This is a genomic window from Pseudomonas sp. St386, from assembly GCF_018325865.1.
Classification (GTDB): domain Bacteria; phylum Pseudomonadota; class Gammaproteobacteria; order Pseudomonadales; family Pseudomonadaceae; genus Aquipseudomonas; species Aquipseudomonas brassicacearum.
Genome location: NZ_AP021900.1, coordinates 1,383,155 through 1,405,036 on the forward strand (window position 1 = coordinate 1,383,155; position 21,882 = coordinate 1,405,036).

Annotated in this window: 18 protein-coding genes; 17 read left to right on the plus strand and 1 reads right to left on the minus strand. The window is 60.6% G+C overall.

The window, feature by feature from the left end; translation table 11 throughout:
- The first annotated feature begins 26 nt into the window (after positions 1 to 26).
- The 15 genes from bamA (at position 27) to ispD (ending at position 18,712) form a co-directional block, all read left to right on the plus strand.
- Positions 27 to 2,414, plus strand: coding sequence for an outer membrane protein assembly factor BamA (bamA, locus tag KI235_RS06000; RefSeq protein ID WP_212795590.1), 2,388 nt, complete (start codon positions 27 to 29; stop codon positions 2,412 to 2,414).
- Positions 2,415 to 2,459: 45 nt separating this feature from the next.
- The gene (locus KI235_RS06005) at positions 2,460 to 2,963 is read left to right on the plus strand and encodes an OmpH family outer membrane protein (RefSeq protein ID WP_003184901.1); all 504 of its coding nucleotides are present in this window, start codon (positions 2,460 to 2,462) and stop codon (positions 2,961 to 2,963) included.
- Between the two features lie 3 nt (positions 2,964 to 2,966).
- The gene (lpxD, locus tag KI235_RS06010; RefSeq protein ID WP_003198250.1) at positions 2,967 to 4,022 is read left to right on the plus strand and encodes a UDP-3-O-(3-hydroxymyristoyl)glucosamine N-acyltransferase; all 1,056 of its coding nucleotides are present in this window, start codon (positions 2,967 to 2,969) and stop codon (positions 4,020 to 4,022) included.
- A gap of 105 nt (positions 4,023 to 4,127) precedes the next feature.
- Complete coding sequence (gene fabZ, locus KI235_RS06015) at positions 4,128 to 4,568, plus strand: 3-hydroxyacyl-ACP dehydratase FabZ (protein WP_003184897.1); 441 nt, start codon at positions 4,128 to 4,130, stop codon at positions 4,566 to 4,568.
- Positions 4,565 to 5,341, plus strand: a complete 777-nt coding sequence (gene lpxA / locus KI235_RS06020) for an acyl-ACP--UDP-N-acetylglucosamine O-acyltransferase (protein WP_003198252.1) — start codon at positions 4,565 to 4,567, stop codon at positions 5,339 to 5,341. The genes fabZ and lpxA overlap by 4 nt, the downstream gene beginning before the upstream one ends.
- A gap of 2 nt (positions 5,342 to 5,343) precedes the next feature.
- A complete protein-coding gene (lpxB, locus tag KI235_RS06025) occupies positions 5,344 to 6,474 on the plus strand; it encodes a lipid-A-disaccharide synthase (RefSeq protein WP_003198254.1) in 1,131 nt (376 codons plus the stop codon).
- The gene (rnhB, locus tag KI235_RS06030; RefSeq protein ID WP_212795591.1) at positions 6,471 to 7,130 is read left to right on the plus strand and encodes a ribonuclease HII; all 660 of its coding nucleotides are present in this window, start codon (positions 6,471 to 6,473) and stop codon (positions 7,128 to 7,130) included. The genes lpxB and rnhB overlap by 4 nt, the downstream gene beginning before the upstream one ends.
- A gap of 140 nt (positions 7,131 to 7,270) precedes the next feature.
- Positions 7,271 to 10,792: a DNA polymerase III subunit alpha gene (gene dnaE / locus KI235_RS06035; protein WP_003198259.1), complete on the plus strand. Its 3,522-nt coding sequence runs from the start codon at positions 7,271 to 7,273 to the stop codon at positions 10,790 to 10,792.
- Between the two features lie 149 nt (positions 10,793 to 10,941).
- On the plus strand, positions 10,942 to 11,889 hold the full coding sequence (locus KI235_RS06040; RefSeq protein ID WP_003198261.1) for an acetyl-CoA carboxylase carboxyltransferase subunit alpha: 948 nt from the start codon (positions 10,942 to 10,944) through the stop codon (positions 11,887 to 11,889).
- Between the two features lie 133 nt (positions 11,890 to 12,022).
- Positions 12,023 to 13,351 carry a tRNA lysidine(34) synthetase TilS gene (gene tilS / locus KI235_RS06045; protein ID WP_013692386.1) on the plus strand — a complete coding sequence of 443 codons (1,329 nt, stop codon included), beginning with the start codon at positions 12,023 to 12,025 and terminating at the stop codon, positions 13,349 to 13,351.
- Between the two features lie 274 nt (positions 13,352 to 13,625).
- Entirely contained in the window at positions 13,626 to 15,257 is a 1,632-nt protein-coding gene (locus KI235_RS06050) for a CTP synthase (protein ID WP_003198266.1), read from the plus strand.
- Positions 15,258 to 15,261: 4 nt separating this feature from the next.
- Complete coding sequence (kdsA, locus tag KI235_RS06055) at positions 15,262 to 16,107, plus strand: 3-deoxy-8-phosphooctulonate synthase (RefSeq protein ID WP_003198268.1); 846 nt, start codon at positions 15,262 to 15,264, stop codon at positions 16,105 to 16,107.
- 161 nt (positions 16,108 to 16,268) lie between these two features.
- Complete coding sequence (eno, locus tag KI235_RS06060; protein WP_013692387.1) at positions 16,269 to 17,558, plus strand: phosphopyruvate hydratase; 1,290 nt, start codon at positions 16,269 to 16,271, stop codon at positions 17,556 to 17,558.
- Positions 17,559 to 17,729: 171 nt separating this feature from the next.
- Complete coding sequence (gene ftsB / locus KI235_RS06065; protein ID WP_003184873.1) at positions 17,730 to 18,008, plus strand: cell division protein FtsB; 279 nt, start codon at positions 17,730 to 17,732, stop codon at positions 18,006 to 18,008.
- Entirely contained in the window at positions 18,005 to 18,712 is a 708-nt protein-coding gene (gene ispD / locus KI235_RS06070; protein WP_003198271.1) for a 2-C-methyl-D-erythritol 4-phosphate cytidylyltransferase, read from the plus strand. The genes ftsB and ispD overlap by 4 nt, the downstream gene beginning before the upstream one ends.
- Before the next feature lie 167 nt (positions 18,713 to 18,879).
- On the opposite strand, the gene KI235_RS06075 is transcribed toward ispD, so the two are convergent.
- On the minus strand, positions 18,880 to 19,776 hold the full coding sequence (locus tag KI235_RS06075; protein WP_003198274.1) for a LysR substrate-binding domain-containing protein: 897 nt from the start codon (positions 19,774 to 19,776) through the stop codon (positions 18,880 to 18,882).
- A gap of 107 nt (positions 19,777 to 19,883) precedes the next feature.
- On the opposite strand from KI235_RS06075, the gene KI235_RS06080 reads away from it, so the two are divergent.
- Positions 19,884 to 20,996: an S-(hydroxymethyl)glutathione dehydrogenase/class III alcohol dehydrogenase gene (locus KI235_RS06080; protein WP_003198276.1), complete on the plus strand. Its 1,113-nt coding sequence runs from the start codon at positions 19,884 to 19,886 to the stop codon at positions 20,994 to 20,996.
- Positions 20,997 to 21,004: 8 nt separating this feature from the next.
- Positions 21,005 to 21,850, plus strand: a complete 846-nt coding sequence (gene fghA, locus KI235_RS06085) for an S-formylglutathione hydrolase (RefSeq protein ID WP_212795592.1) — start codon at positions 21,005 to 21,007, stop codon at positions 21,848 to 21,850.
- Positions 21,851 to 21,882 lie beyond the last annotated feature (32 nt).

Sequence of the window (21,882 nt, forward strand, 5' to 3'; positions counted from 1 at the left end):
TGCCAGTTGGAATAAGAAAGGACTTCATGAAACGTCTGCTGCTAACTGCGGTTCTCACCGTATTGATGATCGCCGAAGTTCACGCCGAGTCCTTCACTATCTCTGATATTCGCGTCAATGGCCTCCAGCGGGTCTCCGCGGGTAGCGTCTTTGGTGCCTTGCCGTTGAACGTCGGCGAGCAGGCGGATGATCGGCGCCTGGTGGAATCCACTCGTGCGCTGTTCAAGACCGGCTTCTTTCAAGATATCCAACTGGGCCGTGACGGCAATGTCCTGGTCATCACCGTTGTCGAGCGCCCGTCGGTCGCCAGTATCGAGATCGAAGGCAACAAGGCGATATCCACTGAAGACCTGATGAAAGGCCTCAAGCAATCCGGCCTGGCCGAAGGCGAGATCTTCCAGCGCGCCACCCTCGAAGGTGTACGTAACGAGCTGCAACGCCAGTACGTTGCCCAGGGCCGCTACTCGGCCACCGTCGACACCGAAGTGGAGCCGCAGCCGCGCAACCGCGTCGGCCTGAAGGTCAACATCAACGAAGGCACCGTGGCAGCCATCCAGCACATCAACGTGGTGGGCAACACGGTTTTCCCTGATGAAGACCTGATCGACCTGTTCGAGCTCAAGACCACCAACTGGCTGTCGTTCTTCAAGAACGATGACAAGTACGCCCGTGAAAAACTCTCCGGTGACCTGGAGCGCCTGCGTTCCTACTACCTGGACCGCGGCTACATCAACATGGACATCGCCTCGACCCAGGTGTCCATCACCCCGGACAAGAAGCACGTCTACATCACCGTCAACGTCAACGAAGGCGAGAAGTACACCGTTCGTGACGTCAAGCTCAGCGGCGACCTGAAAGTGCCTGAAGACCAGGTCAAGTCGCTGCTGCTGGTGCAGAAGGGCCAGGTGTTCTCGCGCAAGCTGATGACCACCACGTCCGAGCTGATCACCCGTCGCCTGGGTAACGAGGGCTACACCTTCGCCAACGTCAACGGCGTGCCACAGCCGCATGATGAAGACCACACCGTCGACATCACCTTCGCCGTGGACCCGGGCAAGCGTGCCTACGTCAACCGCATCAACTTCCGTGGCAACACCAAGTCCGAAGACGAAGTGCTGCGCCGTGAAATGCGCCAGATGGAAGGTGGCTGGGCCTCGACCTACCTGATCGACCAGTCCAAGACCCGCCTGGAGCGCCTGGGCTTCTTCAAGGAAGTCAACGTCGAGACCCCGGCCGTACCGGGCGTCGATGACCAGGTCGATGTGAACTACAGCGTCGAAGAGCAGGCTTCCGGCTCGATCACCGCCAGCGTCGGTTTCGCCCAGAGCGCCGGTCTGATCCTCGGTGGCTCGATCACCCAGAACAACTTCCTGGGTACCGGTAACAAGGTCAGCATCGGCTTGACCCGCAGCGAATACCAGACTCGCTACAACTTCGGTTATGTGGACCCCTACTGGACCGCTGATGGTGTGAGCCTGGGCTACAACGCCTTCTACCGCACCACCGACTATGACGAGCTCGATTCCGATATCTCCAGCTATGCGGTGGACAGCTTCGGTGTTGGCGCCAACGTGGGTTACCCGATCAGCGAGACTTCGCGCCTGACCTTCGGCCTCACCGCCCAGCAGGACAAGATCAACACCGGTAAGTACACCGTTGACGAGATTTTTGACTTCGTTAAGAAGGAAGGCGATAGCTACCTGAACTTCAAGGCGTCTGCCGGTTGGTCCGAGTCGACCCTGAACAAGGGCGTACTGGCGACCCGTGGCCATTCCCAGAGCCTGGTTCTGGAAACGACGACGCCTGGCAGCGACCTGTCGTTCTTCAAGCTTGACTACCGTGGCCAGCTGTTCCAGCCGTTGACCGACAACTACACCATGCGCCTGCACACCGAGCTGGGCTACGGTGACGGTTACGGTTCGACCGACGGCCTGCCGTTCTACGAGAACTACTACGCTGGTGGTTTCAACTCGGTGCGTGGCTTCAAGGACAGTACCTTGGGCCCGCGCAGTACTCCAAGCCGTGGTGCGTCCGTCACGGGTAACCAAGGCACATTGGCGGACCCGGACCAGGATCCGCTGCCATTCGGTGGCAACGTCCTTATCCAGGGTGGTGTCGAGGTGCTGTTTCCAATGCCGTTCGTCAAGGATCAACGCTCCCTGCGTACTTCGGTATTCTGGGACGTGGGTAACGTATTCGACTCCAGTTGCGATAACACCACTAATACCAATGGCACTTCATCCAGCGCAAAATGCAACGACATCAGCCTGAGCAACATGGCCAGTTCCGTCGGCGTGGGTGTGACCTGGGTCACCGCGCTGGGTCCTTTGAGCTTCGCATTGGCGATGCCGATCAAGAAACCGGATGACGCTGAAACCCAAGTGTTCCAATTCTCCCTCGGCCAGACGTTCTAAGCGTCTGACCCATGACAACGACAATGGATTTTGTAGGAGTACATCGTGCGTAAGTTGACTCAATTGGTTCTCCTGGCGACCGTACTGGTCGCTGGTCCGGCTTTTGCCGACATGAAGATCGCCGTGCTGAATTATCAGATGGCCCTGCTGGAATCCGACGCGGCGAAGAAGTACGCCGTGGATGCCGAGAAGAAATTCGGCCCGCAACTGACCAAGCTCAAGGGCCTGGAAAGCAGCGCCAAGGGCATTCAGGATCGTCTGGTGGCCGGTGGCGACAAGATGGCCCAGGGCGAGCGCGAGCGTCTGGAGCTTGAATTCAAGCAAAAGGCCCGTGACTTCCAGTTCCAGTCCAAGGAGCTGAACGAAGCGAAAGCTGTTGCCGACCGCGAAATGCTCAAGCAGCTCAAGCCGAAACTCGACAGCGCCGTGGAAGAGGTCATCAAGAAAGGTGGTTTTGACCTGGTGTTCGAGCGTGGCGCAGTGATCGATGTCAAGCCTCAATACGACATCACGCGCCAAGTGATCGAGCGCATGAATCAGCTGAAGTAATCCATGACCGCGACCATCAAGCTCGGCCAATTGGCCGAGTTCCTCGGCGCCACCCTGCGTGGCGACCCGGAGAAGGCAATTACTGGGCTAGCCACTTTGCAAGAGGCTGGCCCAGCTCAGTTGAGCTTTCTGGCAAATCCTCAATACCGCAAGTACCTGGCCGACAGCCGGGCAGCCGCGCTGTTGCTCAAGGCTGCTGATGCCGATGGGTTTGCCGGCGATGCCCTGATCGTGCCCGATCCGTACTTGGCGTATGCCCGTATTTCCCATCTGTTCGATCCCAAGCCGAAAGCGGTTGCCGGTATTCATCCCAGCGCCGTGATCGCTGCTGATGCCGTGGTTGACCCCACGGCCAGCATCGGCCCATTCGTGGTCGTCGAAAGCGCGGCCCGAATCGGTGCCGGCGTCACGCTGGGTGCCCATTGTGTCATTGGCGCGCGCAGCGAGATCGGCGAAGGCGGTTGGCTGGCACCACGGGTCACCCTGTATCACGATGTGCGCATCGGCAAGCGGGTCGTGATTCAGTCTGGCGCAGTACTGGGCGGCGAAGGGTTCGGGTTTGCCAACGAGAAAGGCATCTGGCAGAAAATTGCCCAGATCGGCGGCGTCACCGTTGGTGATGACGTGGAGATTGGCGTCAACACCGCGATCGACCGTGGTGCCCTGGCCGACACGGTCATCGGCAATGGCGTCAAGCTCGACAACCAGATCCAGATCGCCCACAACGTCCAGGTCGGTGACCACACCGCCATGGCCGCCTGCGTGGGCATCTCCGGCAGCACCAAGATCGGCAAGCACTGCATGCTCGCCGGTGGCGTGGGGCTGGTGGGTCATATCGATATCTGTGACAACGTATTCCTGACCGGGATGACCATGGTGACCCACTCGATTACCGAGCCAGGTGCCTACTCTTCCGGTACGGCCATGCAGCCGGCAGCCGAATGGCGCAAGAGCGCGGCGCGTATCCGCCAGCTCGACGACATCGCGCGGCGCCTCAAGCAGGTGGAAAAGCGTGTAGGGGACGTGACCCCTGGCGGTAATGCTTCATCAGATGGCTGATACCATTTCCATATCAAGTGTGCACAGCCGTTAGGGCATCTTGATTTGCTAGCGGAGTGCGCGTCACTCGTGCGCTTCCAATCTTTACATAGGCTTCCCCCCGAAATGATGGACATCAACGAGATTCGCGAATACCTGCCTCACCGTTACCCGTTCCTGCTGGTGGATCGGGTGGTGGACCTGGACGTTGAAGGCAAGCGCATTCGCGCCTACAAGAATGTCAGCATCAACGAGCCGTTCTTCAATGGTCACTTCCCTGCGCATCCAATCATGCCGGGTGTATTGATCATCGAGGCAATGGCTCAGGCTGCCGGGATCCTTGGTTTCAAAATGCTCGACGTAAAACCTGCCGACGGCACGCTCTATTACTTCGTCGGTTCCGACAAGCTGCGTTTCCGCCAGCCAGTCACCCCGGGCGATCAGTTGATCCTCGAAGCCAAGTTCATCAGTTGCAAGCGCCAGATCTGGAAATTCGAATGCCAGGCTTCGGTCGACGGCAAGCCAGTCTGCTCCGCTGAAATCATCTGTGCGGAACGCAAACTATGAGTTTGATTGACCCTCGCGCAATCATCGATCCGACGGCCGTTCTGGCCGCCGATGTCGAGGTCGGCCCGTGGTCGATTGTCGGCGCAGGTGTGGAAATCGGCGAGGGTACGGTGATCGGTCCCCACGTAATTCTCAAGGGACCGACCCGGATTGGTCGGCACAATCGCATCTACCAGTTTTCTTCGGTAGGCGAGGACACGCCCGATCTCAAGTACAAAGGTGAAGAAACCCGTCTGGTCATCGGCGATCACAACGTGATCCGCGAAGGCGTGACGATTCACCGTGGCACCGTTCAGGATCGTTCCGAAACGACCCTGGGCGACCACAACCTGATCATGGCCTACGCGCACATCGGCCATGACAGCGTGATTGGCAACCATTGCATCCTGGTCAACAACACTGCACTGGCCGGTCATGTGCACGTGGACGATTGGGCGATCCTGTCCGGTTTCACCCTGGTGCACCAGTATTGCCATATCGGCGCCCACAGCTTCTCTGGCATGGGCACTGCCATCGGCAAGGACGTCCCGGCCTATGTCACGGTGTTTGGCAACCCGGCCGAAGCCCGCAGCATGAACTTCGAAGGCATGCGCCGTCGTGGTTTCAGCGAAGAGGCGATTACGGCGCTGCGTCGCGCCTACAAGGTCGTGTATCGCCAGGGCCTGACGGTCGAGCAGGCGCTCGCCGAATTGGCCGAGGCTTCGGCGCAACACCCGGAAGTCGCGATTTTCCGTGACTCCATCCAGTCTTCGACCCGCGGCATCACTCGCTGACCATGGCTAATTTGCGTATTGCACTGGTGGCGGGAGAGGCTTCCGGTGACATTCTGGGCGCCGGTCTGATGCGCGCGCTCAAGGTGCAGCATCCCGCTGTCGAATTCATTGGTGTTGGCGGGCCGTTGATGGAGGCCGAAGGCCTGGCGTCCTATTTCCCGATGGAACGCCTGTCGGTGATGGGCCTGGTGGAAGTACTCGGTCGCCTGCGCGAGCTGCTGGCCCGGCGCAAGAAGCTGATCCAGACCCTGATCGACGAAAAACCGGATGTGTTCATCGGCATTGATGCGCCGGATTTCACCCTCAATATCGAACTCAAGTTACGTCAGGCCGGTATCAAGACCGTGCATTACGTCAGCCCGTCGGTCTGGGCCTGGCGGCAGAAGCGGGTGCTCAAGATTCGCGAAGGTTGCGACCTGATGCTGACGCTGCTGCCGTTCGAAGCCCGGTTCTACGAAGAGAAGGGCGTGCCGGTGCGGTTTGTCGGGCACACCCTGGCCGATACCATTCCCCTGGAAGCCGATCGCGATGCGGCCCGCCAGGCGTTGGGCCTGCCCGAGGGGCCACTGGTGGCCTTGATGCCCGGCAGCCGGGGCGGCGAAGTGAGTCGCTTGGGCGGTCTGTTTTTCGACGCCGCCGAACGCCTTCGGGCGCTGCGACCCGGTGTACGTTTTGTCCTGCCGTGTGCCAGTGCGCAGCGTCGCGTCCAGTTGGAAGCGCTGCTGGTCGGCCGCGATTTGCCGGTGATGCTGCTCGACGGTCGTTCCCATGAAGCGTTGGCGGCCTGCGATGCCGTGTTGATTGCCTCCGGCACTGCTACCCTTGAGGCGCTGTTGTATAAGCGCCCGATGGTGGTCGCCTATCGCCTGGCGCCGCTGACGTTCTGGATTCTCAAGCGCATGGTCAAGAGCCCCTACGTGTCCTTGCCGAACCTGTTGGCCCAGCGCTTGCTGGTGCCGGAGCTGTTGCAGGACGATGCGACCGCCGAGGCGCTGGCTACCACGCTGTCGCCCTTGATCGATGGCGGCGAGGAACAGACCCGGGGCTTTGATGAAATCCATCGTACTTTGCGTCGTGATGCTTCCAACCAGGCGGCTGACGCGGTACTGACCCTGATTGGCGCAAAACCATGAGCAACTCAAAGCTACAGATGGGCCTGGACTTCAACCTGGTCGCCGAAGTGGAAGAACTGGTGGCCGGTGTCGATGAAGTGGGGCGTGGCCCGTTGTGCGGCGCGGTGGTGACGGCGGCGGTGATTCTTGACCCGAAGCGGCTGATCCTTGGCCTCAACGATTCGAAGAAACTCACTGAAGCCCGTCGCGAAAAGCTCTACGACGAGATCTGCGAGAAAGCCTTGAGCTGGTGCATCGCCCGGGCCGAAGTCGAAGAAATCGATGAACTCAATATCCTGCACGCCACCATGCTTGCCATGCAGCGTGCAGTGCAGGGCCTGCACATCACGCCGAAACTGGCGATGATCGATGGCAATCGCTGCCCGAAACTGTCGATGCGCGCCGAAGCGGTGATCCAGGGCGACGGCAAAGTGCCGGCCATCGCGGCGGCCTCGATTCTGGCGAAGGTCAGCCGTGACCGGGAAATGGCCGCTTTCGAATTGATTTACCCGGGCTATGGCATCGGCGGCCACAAGGGTTACCCGACTCCCGTTCATCTAGAAGCCCTGGCGCGCCTTGGGCCAACGCCGATCCATCGGCGTTCGTTCGCCCCGGTGCGGCTGGCTTATGAAGCTCGTGATGGCTTGATCGTGGGTAATCAGGCTACGGTCTCTTGATGCAGGCCTTTGTGGCGAGGGGATAAATCCCCTCGCCACAAAGGCAGTGTTTGCCAGGCAGAAGACTCATGGCTGATGTTTTACCCAAGGCCCGGTACAATCCGGGCCTTGTTGTTTTCATGACTTAACGCAGGATCACTATGCCGGCTTCATTCGTTCATCTACGCCTGCACACTGAATACTCCCTGGTCGACGGTCTGGTGCGGATCAAGCCCCTGGTCAAGACCCTGGTGGGCATGAACATGCCTGCCGTGGCGGTCACCGACCAGAACAACATGTGTTCGCTGGTCAAGTTCTACAAGGCCGCCATGGGCGCCGGGATCAAGCCGATCTGTGGTGCCGACCTGTGGCTGTCGAACAAGGATCCGGACGCTCCGCTGAGCCGTATCAGCCTGTTGGTGATGAACGCTCTGGGTTATCGCAACCTCACCGAGCTGATCTCCCGTGGTTTTATCGACGGCCAGCGCAACGGCTCGATCATCATCGAGCGCGAGTGGGTGGCCGAGGCCAGCGAAGGGCTGATCATGCTGTCGGCGGCCAAGGAAGGTGAAATCGGCCTGGCGCTGCTCAGTGGCAACCCCGAGGAAGCCGAGACCCTGGCTCGTGACTGGATGTCGGTGTTCCCGGATCGCTTCTACATCGAAGTGCAGCGCACCAATCGTCCGAATGACGAAGAGCACCTGCACGCCGCCGTGGCCCTGGCCGACAAGATCGGCGCGCCGCTGGTGGCGACCAACGATGTGCGGTTCATCAAGCAGGACGATTTCGAAGCTCACGAAACCCGCGTTTGCATCGGTGAGGGCCGTGCCCTCGATGATCCGCGGCGGTCGAAGAACTACAGCAACCAGCAATACCTCAAGAGCGCCGAGGAAATGGCCGAGTTGTTCAGCGACCTGCCCGAGGCGCTGGAAAACACCGTCGAGATCGCCAAGCGCTGCAACATCGACGTGAAGCTGGGCAAACACTTCCTGCCCAACTTCCCGATCCCCGATGGCATGACCATCGACGAGTATTTCCGCAAGGTGTCCTTCGACGGCCTTGAGGAGCGCCTCAGCGTCCTGTTGCCCAAGGACACCACCGAAGATTACGAAGCCAAGCGCCAGGTCTATGTCGACCGGTTGAATTTCGAGCTGGATATCATTATCCAGATGGGCTTTCCCGGCTATTTCCTGATCGTGATGGACTTTATCCAGTGGGCCAAGAACAACGGCGTGCCGGTGGGCCCAGGCCGTGGGTCGGGTGCCGGGTCGCTGGTGGCCTATGTGCAGAAGATCACCGACCTCGACCCGCTGGAATATGACCTGCTGTTCGAACGTTTCCTCAACCCGGAACGGGTATCCATGCCCGACTTCGACGTCGACTTCTGCATGGACGGTCGCGACCGGGTGATCGATTACGTGGCCGAGAAGTATGGCCGCAACGCGGTGAGCCAGATCATCACCTTCGGTTCCATGGCCGCCAAGGCTGTGGTGCGCGACGTGGCGCGGGTGCAGGGCAAGTCCTACGGCTTGGCGGATCGTCTGTCGAAGATGATTCCGTTCGAAGTTGGCATGACCCTGGAAAAAGCCTACGAGCAGGAAGAAATCCTGCGGGACTTCATCAAGGTCGATGAAGAAGCCGCGGAAATCTGGGAGATGGCCCGCAAGCTTGAAGGCGTGGTGCGTAACGTCGGCAAGCACGCCGGGGGCGTGGTGATCGCGCCGACCAAGCTGACTGACTTCTCGCCGATCTATTGCGACGAAGAAGGCGACGGCCTGGTGACCCAGTTCGACAAGGATGACGTCGAGGCGGCGGGCCTGGTGAAGTTCGACTTCCTCGGCCTGCGCACCCTGACCATCATCGACTGGGCGCTGAAAACCATCAACCGTGACCGGGCCAAGGTCGGTGAAGAACCGCTGGACATCGCCTTCATCCCGCTGGATGACAAGCCGACCTACAGCCTGTTGCAAAAAGCCGAAACCACGGCGGTGTTCCAGCTTGAATCCCGGGGCATGAAGGAGCTGATCAAAAAGCTCAAGCCCGACTGCCTGGAAGACCTGATCGCACTGGTGGCCCTGTTTCGTCCGGGCCCGTTGCAATCGGGCATGGTGGATGACTTCATCAACCGTAAGCACGGCCGCGCCGAGCTGGCGTACCCGCACTCGGACTATCAGTACGAAGGCTTGAAACCGGTGCTCGCACCGACCTACGGCATCATCCTGTATCAGGAACAGGTGATGCAGATTGCCCAGGTCATGGCCGGTTACACCCTCGGCGGCGCGGACATGCTGCGTCGGGCGATGGGTAAGAAAAAACCCGAGGAAATGGCCAAGCAGCGCGGCGGTTTCATCGAGGGTTGCGCCACCAACGGCATCGACCCTGACCTGGCCGGTAACATTTTCGACCTGGTGGAAAAGTTCGCCGGCTACGGCTTCAACAAATCCCACTCCGCCGCCTATGGCCTGGTGTCGTACCAGACCGCGTGGCTGAAGGCGCACTATCCGGCGCCGTTCATGGCCGCGGTACTGTCGGCGGATATGCACAACACCGACAAGGTCGTGACCTTGATCGAAGAAGTGCGGACCATGAAGTTGCGCCTCGACGCACCGGACGTGAACGCTTCGGAGTTCAAGTTCACGGTGAACGACGAAGGCCGCATCATTTACGGCCTGGGCGCGATCAAGGGTGTGGGCGAGGGGCCGGTGGAAGCCATTACCGAAGCGCGCCAGGACGGGCCATTCAAGGACCTGTTCGATTTCTGCGCCCGGGTTGACCTCAAGCGCATCAACAAGCGCACCCTCGACGGATTGATCCGCAGTGGTGCCCTGGACCGGCTGGGACCTTACTTCCAGGATGAGCCCAAGGCCTACCAGGCCAACATCGACCGCAACCGCGCGGTGTTGCTGGCGGCGATGGAGGAGGCGATCAAGGCCGCCGAACAGACCGCCCGTACCCATGACAGCGGCCACGCCGACCTGTTTGGCGGGCTGTTCGTCGAAGAAGACGCCGATGTCTATGGCAACCATCGCAAGGCCAAGGAGCTGACCCTCAAGGAACGCCTCAAGGGTGAGAAAGACACCTTGGGCCTGTACCTCACCGGTCACCCGATCGACGAATACGAAGGCGAGATCCGCCGCTTCGCCCGTCAGCGCATCATCGACCTCAAGCCGGCACGCGACACGCAGACCGTCGCCGGCATGATCATCGCCCTGCGGGTGATGAAGAACAAAAAGGGCGACAAGATGGGCTTCATCACCCTCGACGACCGCTCCGGGCGCATCGAGGCCTCATTGTTCGCCGATGCGTTCCACTCGGCGCAGTCGCTGTTGCAGACTGACGCGATGGTGGTGGTGGAAGGCGAGGTCAGCAACGATGACTTTTCCGGTGGCCTGCGCCTGCGGGTCAAGCGGGTGATGAGCATGGAAGATGCCCGTACCAACCTGGCTGAAAGCCTGCGCCTGAAGTTGCAGACCCAGGATCTCAAGGGCGATCAGCTACGCTGGTTGGGCGAATTGTTCAAGCGCCATCGCGGTGCCTGCCCGATCACCATGGAGTATGTACGCCCCGACGCCAAGGCTGTGTTGCAGTTCGGCGAAGGCTGGCGGATCGATCCGGCGGATGCGTTGATTCAAGCCTTGCGTGACCAGTTCGGCAAAGACAACGTCTTCCTCCAATACCGTTGACGGCCAGGGGCCATTCTCGAAACCGGAATACCCCTGATCTCGACCCGAATTTTTAATCTCGACCTGAACGCGCCTCTCCCTTAAGGTAGGCGCGAATAGACAACCGGCCGGCCCAAGCTCTCTTGGACGTCGACCCAAGACGGACGCCTATGAACCCGAATTTTCTAGATTTCGAACAGCCGATCGCCGACCTGCAAGCCAAGATCGAAGAGTTGCGCTTGGTCGGTAATGACAATTCGCTGAATATCGGCGATGAAATCTCTCGTCTGCAGGACAAAAGTCGCACGCTGACCGAAGACATCTTCGGCAAGCTGACCAGCTGGCAGATTGCCCGCCTGGCGCGTCATCCACGTCGTCCCTATACCCTGGACTACATCGACCACATCTTCACCGAGTTCGATGAGCTGCATGGCGACCGCCACTTCTCCGACGACGCCGCGATCGTCGGCGGTGTCGCCCGCCTGGACGACCAGCCGGTGATGGTTATCGGTCATCAGAAAGGCCGTGAAGTGCGCGAGAAGGTGCGCCGCAACTTCGGCATGCCGCGTCCGGAAGGCTACCGCAAGGCCTGCCGCCTGATGGAAATGGCCGAGCGCTTCAAGATGCCGATCCTGACCTTCATCGACACGCCGGGCGCCTACCCGGGCATCGACGCCGAAGAGCGCAACCAGAGCGAGGCGATTGCCTGGAACCTGCGCGTCATGGCGCGCCTGAAAACCCCGATCATCGCCACTGTAATTGGCGAAGGTGGTTCCGGCGGTGCACTGGCCATCGGTGTCTGCGACCAGTTGAACATGCTGCAATATTCCACCTATGCGGTGATCTCGCCGGAAGGCTGCGCCTCGATCCTGTGGAAAACCGCCGAGAAGGCGCCGGATGCCGCTGAGGCCATGGGCATTACCGCCGAACGTCTCAAAGGCCTGGGCATCGTCGACAAAGTGATCAACGAGCCAGTCGGCGGCGCTCACCGCGACCCGGCTGCGGCTGCGGCACTGATCCGCGCCGAGCTGAGCTCGCAATTGTCGATGCTCAAGAAGTTCGACAACGAAGCGCTGCTGGCTCGTCGCTACGAGCGGTTGATGAGCTACGGTCTCTGATTCAGCGCTGTACCCCTGTGTGGGAGCGAGCTTGCTCGCGATGACGGGTTAACATTCAACAGATAAGTTGACTGAGATACCGCTATCGCGAGCAAGCTCGCTCCCACATTTGATTTGTGTGAAGGCAGTTGCGATGAATCAGCCCACGATTGATCTGCCAACCCGGCTCCTCAAACACATGCTCCCCTGGCGCAACGCCGCCACCTGGCGCATCGCCTTCTCCGGCGGCCTCGACTCCACCGTCCTGCTGCACCTGCTCGTAACCCTTTCGCAACGCCAACCCTTGCCCGCGCTGAGCGCTATTCATGTGCATCACGGCCTCCAGGCTGTAGCTGAGGCGTGGCCGGACCATTGTCGTTCGGTCTGCGCGGCCCTGGGCGTGCCGCTGGACGTGGTGACTGTGCAAGTGCGCCCTGGCGCCAGTGTCGAGCGCGCCGCGCGGGAAGCGCGTTACGCGGCCTTTGTAGCGGCGATCCACAGCGATGAAGTGCTGCTTACCGCCCAGCATCGCGATGATCAGGCCGAAACCCTGCTGTTTCGCCTGCTAAGGGGGGCGGGGGTGAAGGGCTTGGCGGCGATGCCGCCGCAGCGTCCGTTGGGCCAAGGGCATTTGCTGCGGCCCTTGCTCGATGTGTCCCGTGTGGAGCTGGAAGCCTATGCGAGGCAGCAGGGCTTGAGCTGGATCGAAGATCCCTCCAACGACGATCACCGGCATGCGCGCAATTACCTGCGCCAGCGGGTTTTTCCAGTGTTGGCCGAGCAATGGCCCCAAGCTTCGACGACCCTGGCTCGCAGCGCTGCGCACATGGGTGAAGCCCAAACTTTGCTGGACGATTTGGCGCGGATCGACCTGGCCCGGGCCGCGACCCCGGGCGTGTTCGACTGGCTCGGGCTGCAATCCCTGGCGCTGGCGCCTTTGCGGGCGTTGTCGCCGGCCCGTCAGCGCAACGCCTTGAGCCACTGGCTGGCACCGATGACCCTGCTGCCCGACACCGATCACTGGTCGGGCTGGGACTCGTTGCGCGATGCCGCCGACGATGCCCGACCGATCTGGCGCCTGGCCGGTGGCGAGCTGCATCGGGCCGCCGGGCGGGTCTGGTGGTTATCCGACCACTGGCTATGTTCGCTGCCAGGCACCGTCGACTGGGCCGATCCGGCGGTTGCGCTGCGGCTGCCGGGCAATGGTCGGGTGGTGCTCGACGGCACGCCGCCTGCGGGGCCGCTCAGCGTGCGCTATCGTCAGGGCGGCGAGGTAATGGCGTTAGCGGGTCGTGGTCACCGTGACCTCAAGCGTTTGCTCAATGAAAAGGCAGTGCCGGCGTTCGTTCGAGGTCGATTGCCGCTGCTCTATCAGGGCGAGCAATTGCTGGCGGTAGCCAACCTGGCCGGGCTCGATGCACAGGCTGATGGCAGTTGGCAATTGATCTGGACGCCAGGAAGCCAAGATCTGGGTTTGAGCTGAAAGGGGCTTTCCGGTAGACTACGCTCCCTTCTTGATACAACTTCTGTGGATTCGCCTGAATTGCAGGAGTTGCCGATTACCAAGCAGTCTTTGCTGGGCGATTCCAAAAAATGTGTAGCGAGCAACGTACCGGTGATTTCACTTCCGGTCTGTCCCAACGCGGCGGTTTTTTTGAAAGGTGCACTGTGATTAATGCAGGTGATCGGGGGCTTCGGCCTTCCTTCGCTTTCCCCGGCGGCTCGGACCGCTTTAACGCAGACTTCTAGGGTTTTTCATGACGCGCTACATATTCGTCACGGGCGGTGTTGTTTCTTCATTGGGGAAAGGCATTGCCTCGGCTTCATTGGCGGCCATCCTGGAGGCGCGGGGACTTAAGGTCACCATGCTCAAGCTGGACCCGTACATCAACGTTGACCCGGGCACCATGAGCCCGTTCCAGCACGGTGAAGTGTTCGTCACCCACGACGGCGCCGAGACCGACCTGGACCTGGGCCACTACGAGCGGTTCATCCGCACGACCATGACCCAGAACAACAACTTCACCACCGGCCGTGTCTACGAACACGTGCTGCGCAAGGAGCGTCGTGGTGACTACCTGGGCGCGACCATCCAGGTCATCCCGCACATCACCGACGAAATCAAGCGTCGCATCATCAAGGGTGCGGGCGATGCCGACGTGGCGATGGTCGAAATCGGCGGCACCGTGGGCGACATCGAGTCCCAGCCGTTCCTCGAGGCCATCCGCCAGTTGCGTTTCGAAATCGGCGCCAAGCGCGCGATGCTGATGCACCTGACACTGGTGCCGTACATCGCCACGGCCGGCGAAACCAAGACCAAGCCCACCCAGCACTCGGTCAAGGAACTGCGTTCCATCGGCCTGCAGCCGGACGTGCTGATCTGCCGCTCCGATCACCCGATCGACATCTCGTCGCGTCGCAAGATCGCCCAGTTCACCAACGTTGAAGAGCGTGCGGTCATCGGCCTGGAAGACGCCGACACCATCTACAAGATCCCGGGCATCCTGCACTCCCAGGGCCTGGACGACTTCGTCGTCGAGCGCTTCGGCCTGCAATGCGCCAGCGCCGACCTGTCCGAATGGGAAGCCGTGGTCGATGCCAAGCTCAACCCGGAACACGAAGTCACCATTGCCATGGTCGGCAAGTACATGGAGCTGCTGGACGCCTACAAGTCTCTGATCGAGGCGATGAGTCACGCTGGCATCAGCAACCGTACCAAGGTCAACCTGCGCTACATCGATTCCGAAGACATCGAGAACCAGGGCACCGGCCTGCTCGAAGGCGCCGATGCGATCCTCGTGCCGGGCGGCTTCGGCCTGCGGGGCGTGGAAGGCAAGATCACTGCCGTGCAATACGCTCGCGAAAACAAGGTGCCTTACCTGGGTATCTGCCTGGGCATGCAAGTGGCGGTCATCGAGTTCGCCCGTAACGTGCTGGGCTGGAAAGACGCCAACTCCACCGAGTTCGATCGCGCCAGCGGTCATCCGGTCGTGGGCCTGATCACCGAGTGGGAAGATGCCACTGGTGCGGTGGAAGTGCGTACCGAAAGTTCGGACCTGGGCGGCACCATGCGTCTCGGTGCCCAGGAATGCCTGCTGGAAGCCGGCTCCAAGGTGCACGATTGCTACGCCAAGGATGTGATCGTCGAGCGTCACCGTCATCGCTATGAAGTGAACAACAACCTGCTGCCGCAGTTGATCGAAGCCGGCCTGAAAATCTCCGGTCGTTCCGGTGACGGCGCGCTGGTCGAAGTGGTCGAGGCCCCGGATCACCCATGGTTCGTCGCTTGCCAATTCCACCCCGAGTTCACCTCGACGCCACGGGACGGTCATCCGCTGTTCAGCGGTTTCGTGAAAGCCGCTTTGGCTCAACACCAGAAAAAGGCATAAGACGATGGCCCAGAAGATCATTCGTGTCGGCGACATCGAGATTGCCAACGACAAGCCCATGGTGCTGTTTGGCGGCATGAACGTGCTGGAAAGCCGCGACATGGCGATGCAGGTCTGCGAGGAGTACGTGAAGGTCACCCAGAAGTTGGGTATCCCTTACGTGTTCAAGGCCAGCTTCGACAAGGCCAACCGTTCGTCCGTGACCTCCTACCGTGGCCCGGGCCTGGAAGAAGGCATGCGGATCTTCCAGGACATCAAGCAAGCCTTTGGCGTGCCGATCATCACCGACGTCCACGAGCCGGCCCAGGCCGCGGTCGTCGCCGAGGTCTGCGACATCATCCAGTTGCCGGCTTTCCTGTCGCGCCAGACCGACCTGGTGGTCGCGATGGCCAAGACCGGCGCGGTGATCAATATCAAGAAAGCCCAGTTCCTCGCGCCCCAGGAAATGAAACACATCCTGAGCAAGTGCGAAGAGGCTGGGAATGACCAGTTGATCCTCTGCGAGCGCGGTTCGAGCTTCGGTTACAACAACCTGGTAGTCGACATGCTCGGCTTCGGCATCATGAAGCAGTTCGAATACCCGGTATTCTTCGACGTGACGCACGCCTTGCAGATGCCGGGCGGTCGTTCCGACTCCGCCGGCGGTCGTCGCGCCCAGGTGACCGACCTGGCCAAGGCTGGCATCAGCCAATCCCTGGCTGGCCTGTTCCTTGAAGCCCACCCGGATCCGGACAATGCCAAGTGCGACGGCCCTTGTGCCTTGCGCTTGAACAAGCTGGAACCTTTCCTGTCTCAGCTCAAGGCGTTGGACGAGCTGGTCAAGAGTTTTCCGACGATAGAAACCGCGTAACGCGGTTTTCTCCGGTAAAGTACCGCTCGATTATCGCTCTGGCCCGCTGGCCGCACTGCTCTTGTGGGAGCATGGCTTGCCAGCGATGGCGTCCTTGAGGCCCCATCGCCGGCAAGCCGTGCTCCCACAGCGTTTTCGTCAACTTTGGAGTGTTTACAACAATGGCAAAAATCGTCGACATCAAAGGTCGTGAAGTTCTCGACTCCCGTGGCAACCCCACTGTTGAAGCGGACGTGCTTCTCGACAACGGTATCATCGGCAGCGCCTGCGCGCCGTCCGGTGCTTCCACTGGCTCGCGCGAAGCGCTGGAGCTGCGCGATGGCGACAAGAGCCGTTACCTGGGCAAGGGCGTGCTCAAAGCCGTCGCCAACATCAACGGTCCGATCCGCGAGCTGTTGCTGGGCAAGGATCCTGCCGACCAGAAAGCCCTCGATCACGCGATGATCAAGCTCGACGGTACCGAAAACAAAGCCACCCTGGGCGCCAACGCAATCCTCGCCGTGTCCCTGGCCGCTGCCAAGGCTGCTGCCCAGGACCAGGACCTGCCGCTGTACGCCCACATCGCCAACCTCAACGGTACCCCGGGTGTCTACTCGATGCCGGTGCCGATGATGAACATCATCAACGGCGGCGAGCATGCCGATAACAACGTCGACATCCAGGAATTCATGGTGCAGCCGGTTGGCGCCAAGACCTTCTCCGAAGGCCTGCGCATGGGCACCGAGATTTTCCATCACCTCAAGGCTGTGCTCAAAGCCCGTGGCCTGAGCACCGCGGTTGGCGACGAAGGCGGTTTCGCACCGAACCTGGCGTCCAACGAAGACGCGCTGAAAGTGATCTCCGAAGCCGTGGCCAATGCTGGCTACAAGCTGGGCACCGACGTGACCCTGGCCCTGGACTGCGCCGCCAGTGAATTCTACGAAGACGGCAAGTACAACCTGTCCGGCGAAGGCCAGGTGTTCACCGCCGAAGGTTTCGCTGACTACCTCAAGGGCCTGACCGAACGCTATCCGATCATCTCCATCGAAGACGGCCTGGACGAGTCCGACTGGGCTGGCTGGAAAATCCTCACCGACAAGATCGGCGAGAAAACCCAGCTGGTGGGTGACGACCTGTTCGTGACCAACACCAAGATCCTGAAAGAAGGCATCGACAAGAAGATCGCCAACTCGATCCTGATCAAGTTCAACCAGATCGGTACCCTGACCGAAACCCTGGAAGCCATCCAGATGGCCAAGGCGGCCGGCTACACCGCCGTGATCTCCCACCGCTCCGGTGAAACCGAAGACTCGACCATTGCCGACCTGGCCGTGGGCACTGCGGCAGGCCAGATCAAGACCGGTTCGCTGTGCCGTTCCGACCGCGTTTCCAAGTACAACCAGCTGCTGCGTATCGAAGAGCAGTTGAACGGCAAGGCCAAGTACAACGGTCGCGCCGAGTTTCGCGGTTAAGCGGTAAATGGTAAAAAGACAGCGGATTAGGTCGCAAAAGTCGCCATGGCGGCGGTTTTGCCTCTAATCTGATGCCTTATCAAGCACAAGCCTGGGTTTTCCAGGCTTCGTGCTATCAGACGCTTCAAAGTTTGGCATGGCGGTCTTTTTTCACTGGATACCTGATATTCGATGCGCAGTCCCAATTGGTTGTTTCTTGTCTTGCTCCTGTTGCTGGCCGGCCTGCAGTACCGCCTGTGGGTGGGCAATGGCAGCTTGGCGCAAGTGGCCGACCTGACTCAGCAAATTGCCGACCAACACGCCGAGAACGAGGCGCTGCTTGAGCGTAATCGGGTGATGGACGCCGAAGTGACAGAGCTGAAAAAAGGCATGGAGACCGTTGAAGAACGGGCTCGACATGAACTGGGCATGGTCAAGGAGGGCGAAACCCTCTACCAGTTGGCCCAATGAGTATTCGTTTGCCGGCCTTCTGGGCCGTGATTCCTGCCGCGGGCGTTGGCGCTCGTATGGCCGCGGACCGTCCCAAGCAATACCTGCAGTTGGGCGGACGCACAATTCTTGAACACAGCCTCGGCTGTTTCCTCGACCATCCCACCGTCAAGGGCGTGGTGGTCAGCCTTGCACACGATGATCCTTACTGGCCGACCCTGGCCTGTGCCAACGACACACGCATCCAGCGCGTCGACGGTGGCGAGCAACGTTCGGATTCAGTGCTCAATGCCTTGCTGTACCTGCACGAGCAGGGCGCCGACGATCACGACTGGGTGCTGGTGCACGACGCCGCCCGGCCCAATCTGGCCCGGGATGATCTGGACACACTGCTCAGCGAGTTGGCGACCGATCCAGTCGGCGGCCTGCTGGCCGTCCCGGCGCGCGACACCCTCAAGCGCGTCGACAAACACGGCCGCGTGCTGGAGACAGTTGATCGCAGCGTGATCTGGCAAGCCTACACGCCACAGATGTTCCGCCTCGGCGCCTTGCATCGGGCCTTGGCCGACAGCCTGGTTGCAGATGCGCTGATTACCGACGAAGCGTCCGCCATGGAATGGGCCGGGCAGGCGCCGCGGCTGATCGAAGGGCGGGCCGATAACATCAAGGTCACCCGGCCGGAAGATCTGGAGTGGTTGCGCCAGCGCTGGGCGAATCGGCATTAAACCGGATATGTTTCCTCGTTAGATCTTCATCGTCTGGGCCGGCGCCATCGCGAGCAAGCTCGCTCCCACAGTGGGTTGGTGTGAACACTTGACCGTCATTCGACGATAACCCTGTGGGAGCGAGCTTGCTCGCGATGGCGTCACCCCCAGACGACAAAAAACCACTGTCATCCCCGATATTCCGGCCGCCCAGCCAACCCTTCCTTCAAAAAATCCACCAACTTGCGCACCTTCGGCGACAGGTGCCGCTGCTGCGGGTACAACGCCCACACCGCCGTATTCGGTGGCTGATGAGCCTCCAGCAGCGAGATCAATGCACCGCTGTGCAAATGCTCCAATACGTAATAATCCGGCAGTTGGCACAACCCCACCCCTTGCAGCGCCGCGTCCAACACCGCTTGCCCACTGTTGCAGCGCCAGTTTCCCTGTACCCGTTGGGAAAATTCCCGCCCGTTCTGCTCCAGTTGCCAGACGTCGGAGCTGCCGATCAGGCAATTGTGGCGGCTCAGTTCCGACAAGCTATGGGGCCGCCCGTAGCGTTCCAGGTAAGAGGGTGAAGCGCACAGGTACATGCGCCGCGGTGCCAGGCGCGTGGCGACCAGGCGGGAGTCCTGCAGGCGACCCAGGCGAATCGCCAGGTCGAGGCCTTCGTGCACCAGGTCCAGAGGACGGTTGCTCAGCTCGATGTCTACCCGCAACTGCGGGTACAGCCCCATGAACCGCGTTACCAGAGGCACGATGAACCGTTCGCCATAGGCCACGGCGCAGGTCATGCGCAGCATGCCCTTGGGTTCGCTGGTGAGATCGCCCACCGCCCGCAGTGCTTCCTCGCGCCCGTCCTGCAGGCGTTGGCAATGCTGCAAAAATGTCTGGCCGGCCTCGGTCAGGGTGACCCGCCGGGTACTGCGGTAGAGCAAACGTGTCTGCAAACGCTCTTCAAGCCGTACGATTTGTCGACTGATGTGGGAAGACGAAACCCCGAGACGTTCAGCGGCGGCGGTGAATTGACTGCATTCGGCCACGGCGACGAACTCGTCGATCCCTTCCCAGCGGTTATCGGACATGAAGGATTATCCCTGTACAGCAATAATGTTTTGCTTTTGGTTGGATTATTCATCGTCCGGCGGAGGATTACACTCCCGGTCTTGTTTTTATTTGCTGGAGAGTCCGGATGATCAAGTCGCGCGCTGCCGTTGCCTTCGAGGCCAAGAAACCCCTGGAAATCGTTGAAGTCGACGTCGCCATGCCCAAGGCGGGCGAAGTGCTGTTGCGCGTGGTGGCTTCCGGTGTCTGCCACACCGACGCCTATACCTTGTCGGGCGCCGACCCGGAAGGGATCTTCCCGTCGATCCTCGGTCACGAAGGCGGTGCGATTGTCGAAGCCATCGGCGAAGGCGTGACCTCGGTCGCGGTGGGCGACCATGTGATCCCGCTGTACACGCCGGAATGCGGTCAGTGCAAATTCTGTAAGTCAGGCAAGACCAACCTCTGCCAGGCGATTCGCGCCACCCAGGGCAAAGGCCTGATGCCGGACGGCACCTCGCGTTTTTCCTACAAGGGCGAGACGATTTTCCACTACATGGGCACCTCGACGTTCTCTGAGTACACCGTGCTGCCGGAAATCTCCGTCGCGAAGATTCAAAAAGAAGCCCCGCTGGAAAAGGTCTGCCTGCTGGGTTGCGGCGTCACCACCGGTATCGGCGCGGTCCTCAACACCGCCAAGGTCAAGCCGGGTGACACCGTGGCGATCTTCGGCCTGGGCGGCATCGGCCTGTCGGCAGTGATTGGCGCGGTGAAGGCCAAGGCTTCGCGCATCATCGCCATCGACATCAACCCGGCCAAGTTCGAAATCGCCAAGCAACTGGGTGCCACCGATTGCGTCAACCCGAAAGACTTCGACCGTCCGATCCAGGAAGTCATCGTCGATATGACTGACGGCGGCGTGGACTTTTCCTTCGAGTGCATCGGCAATGTCCAGTTGATGCGTGCCGCGCTGGAGTGCTGCCACAAAGGCTGGGGCGAGTCGGTGATCATCGGTGTGGCCGGCGCCGGCCAGGAAATCGCCACCCGTCCCTTCCAGTTGGTGACCGGGCGCGTCTGGCGCGGTTCGGCCTTTGGTGGCGTGCGCGGTCGCAGCGAGTTGCCAAGCTATGTGGCAATGGCCGAGACGGGCGAGATCCCGCTGGATACGTTCATTACCCACACCATGGGCCTGGAAGATATCAACAAGGCGTTCGACCTGATGCATGAAGGCAAGAGCATCCGCACCGTTATCCATTTCTGAGGTCGGTCATGAGTCTGGAAAACATCTCCTGCCAGAAAAGCTTCGGCGGCTGGCACAAACGTTACCGGCACCGTTCCGACGTGCTCGGTTGTGACATGGTGTTTGCCGTGTACCTGCCGCCGCAAGCCGAGCAGGGCGGCAAGTTGCCTGTCCTGTATTGGTTGTCCGGGCTGACCTGCACCGACGAGAACTTCATGCAAAAGGCCGGTGCCCAGCGCATGGCCGCCGAGTTGGGCCTGATCATCGTCGCGCCGGACACCAGCCCTCGTGGCGCCGACGTGCCGGGCGATCCGGACGGTGCCTGGGACTTCGGCCTGGGGGCGGGTTTTTATCTGAACGCCACGCAGGATCCGTGGGCACGGCACTATCGGATGCATGACTACGTGGTGCAGGAATTGCCGACACTCGTCGAAGCGCATTTCCCGGCCTCGGACAAACGCGGCATCAGTGGTCATTCCATGGGCGGTCATGGCGCGCTGGTCTGCGCCTTGCGCAACCCGGGGCGTTACCGCTCGGTGTCGGCCTTTTCGCCGATCAACAATCCGATGGATTGCCCATGGGGCCAGAAGGCTTTCTCTCGTTACCTGGGGGAAGACCGTTCGAAATGGCGTGAATGGGATGCCTGTGCATTGATTGCCGAGGCGCAGGAGAAGCTGCCACTGCTGGTGGACCAGGGCGATCGCGATGATTTCCTGACCAACCAGCTCAAGCCCGAAGCCCTGCAACAGGCGGCCAAGGCTGCCGACCATCCGCTGGAACTGCGCCTGCAACCGGGCTACGACCACAGCTATTTCTTCATCGCCAGCTTCATTGATGACCACTTGCAGCATCATGCGCGCGCTCTAAACGCCTAATGCAGGTAGAATCACGCCCTGACAAAAATCGG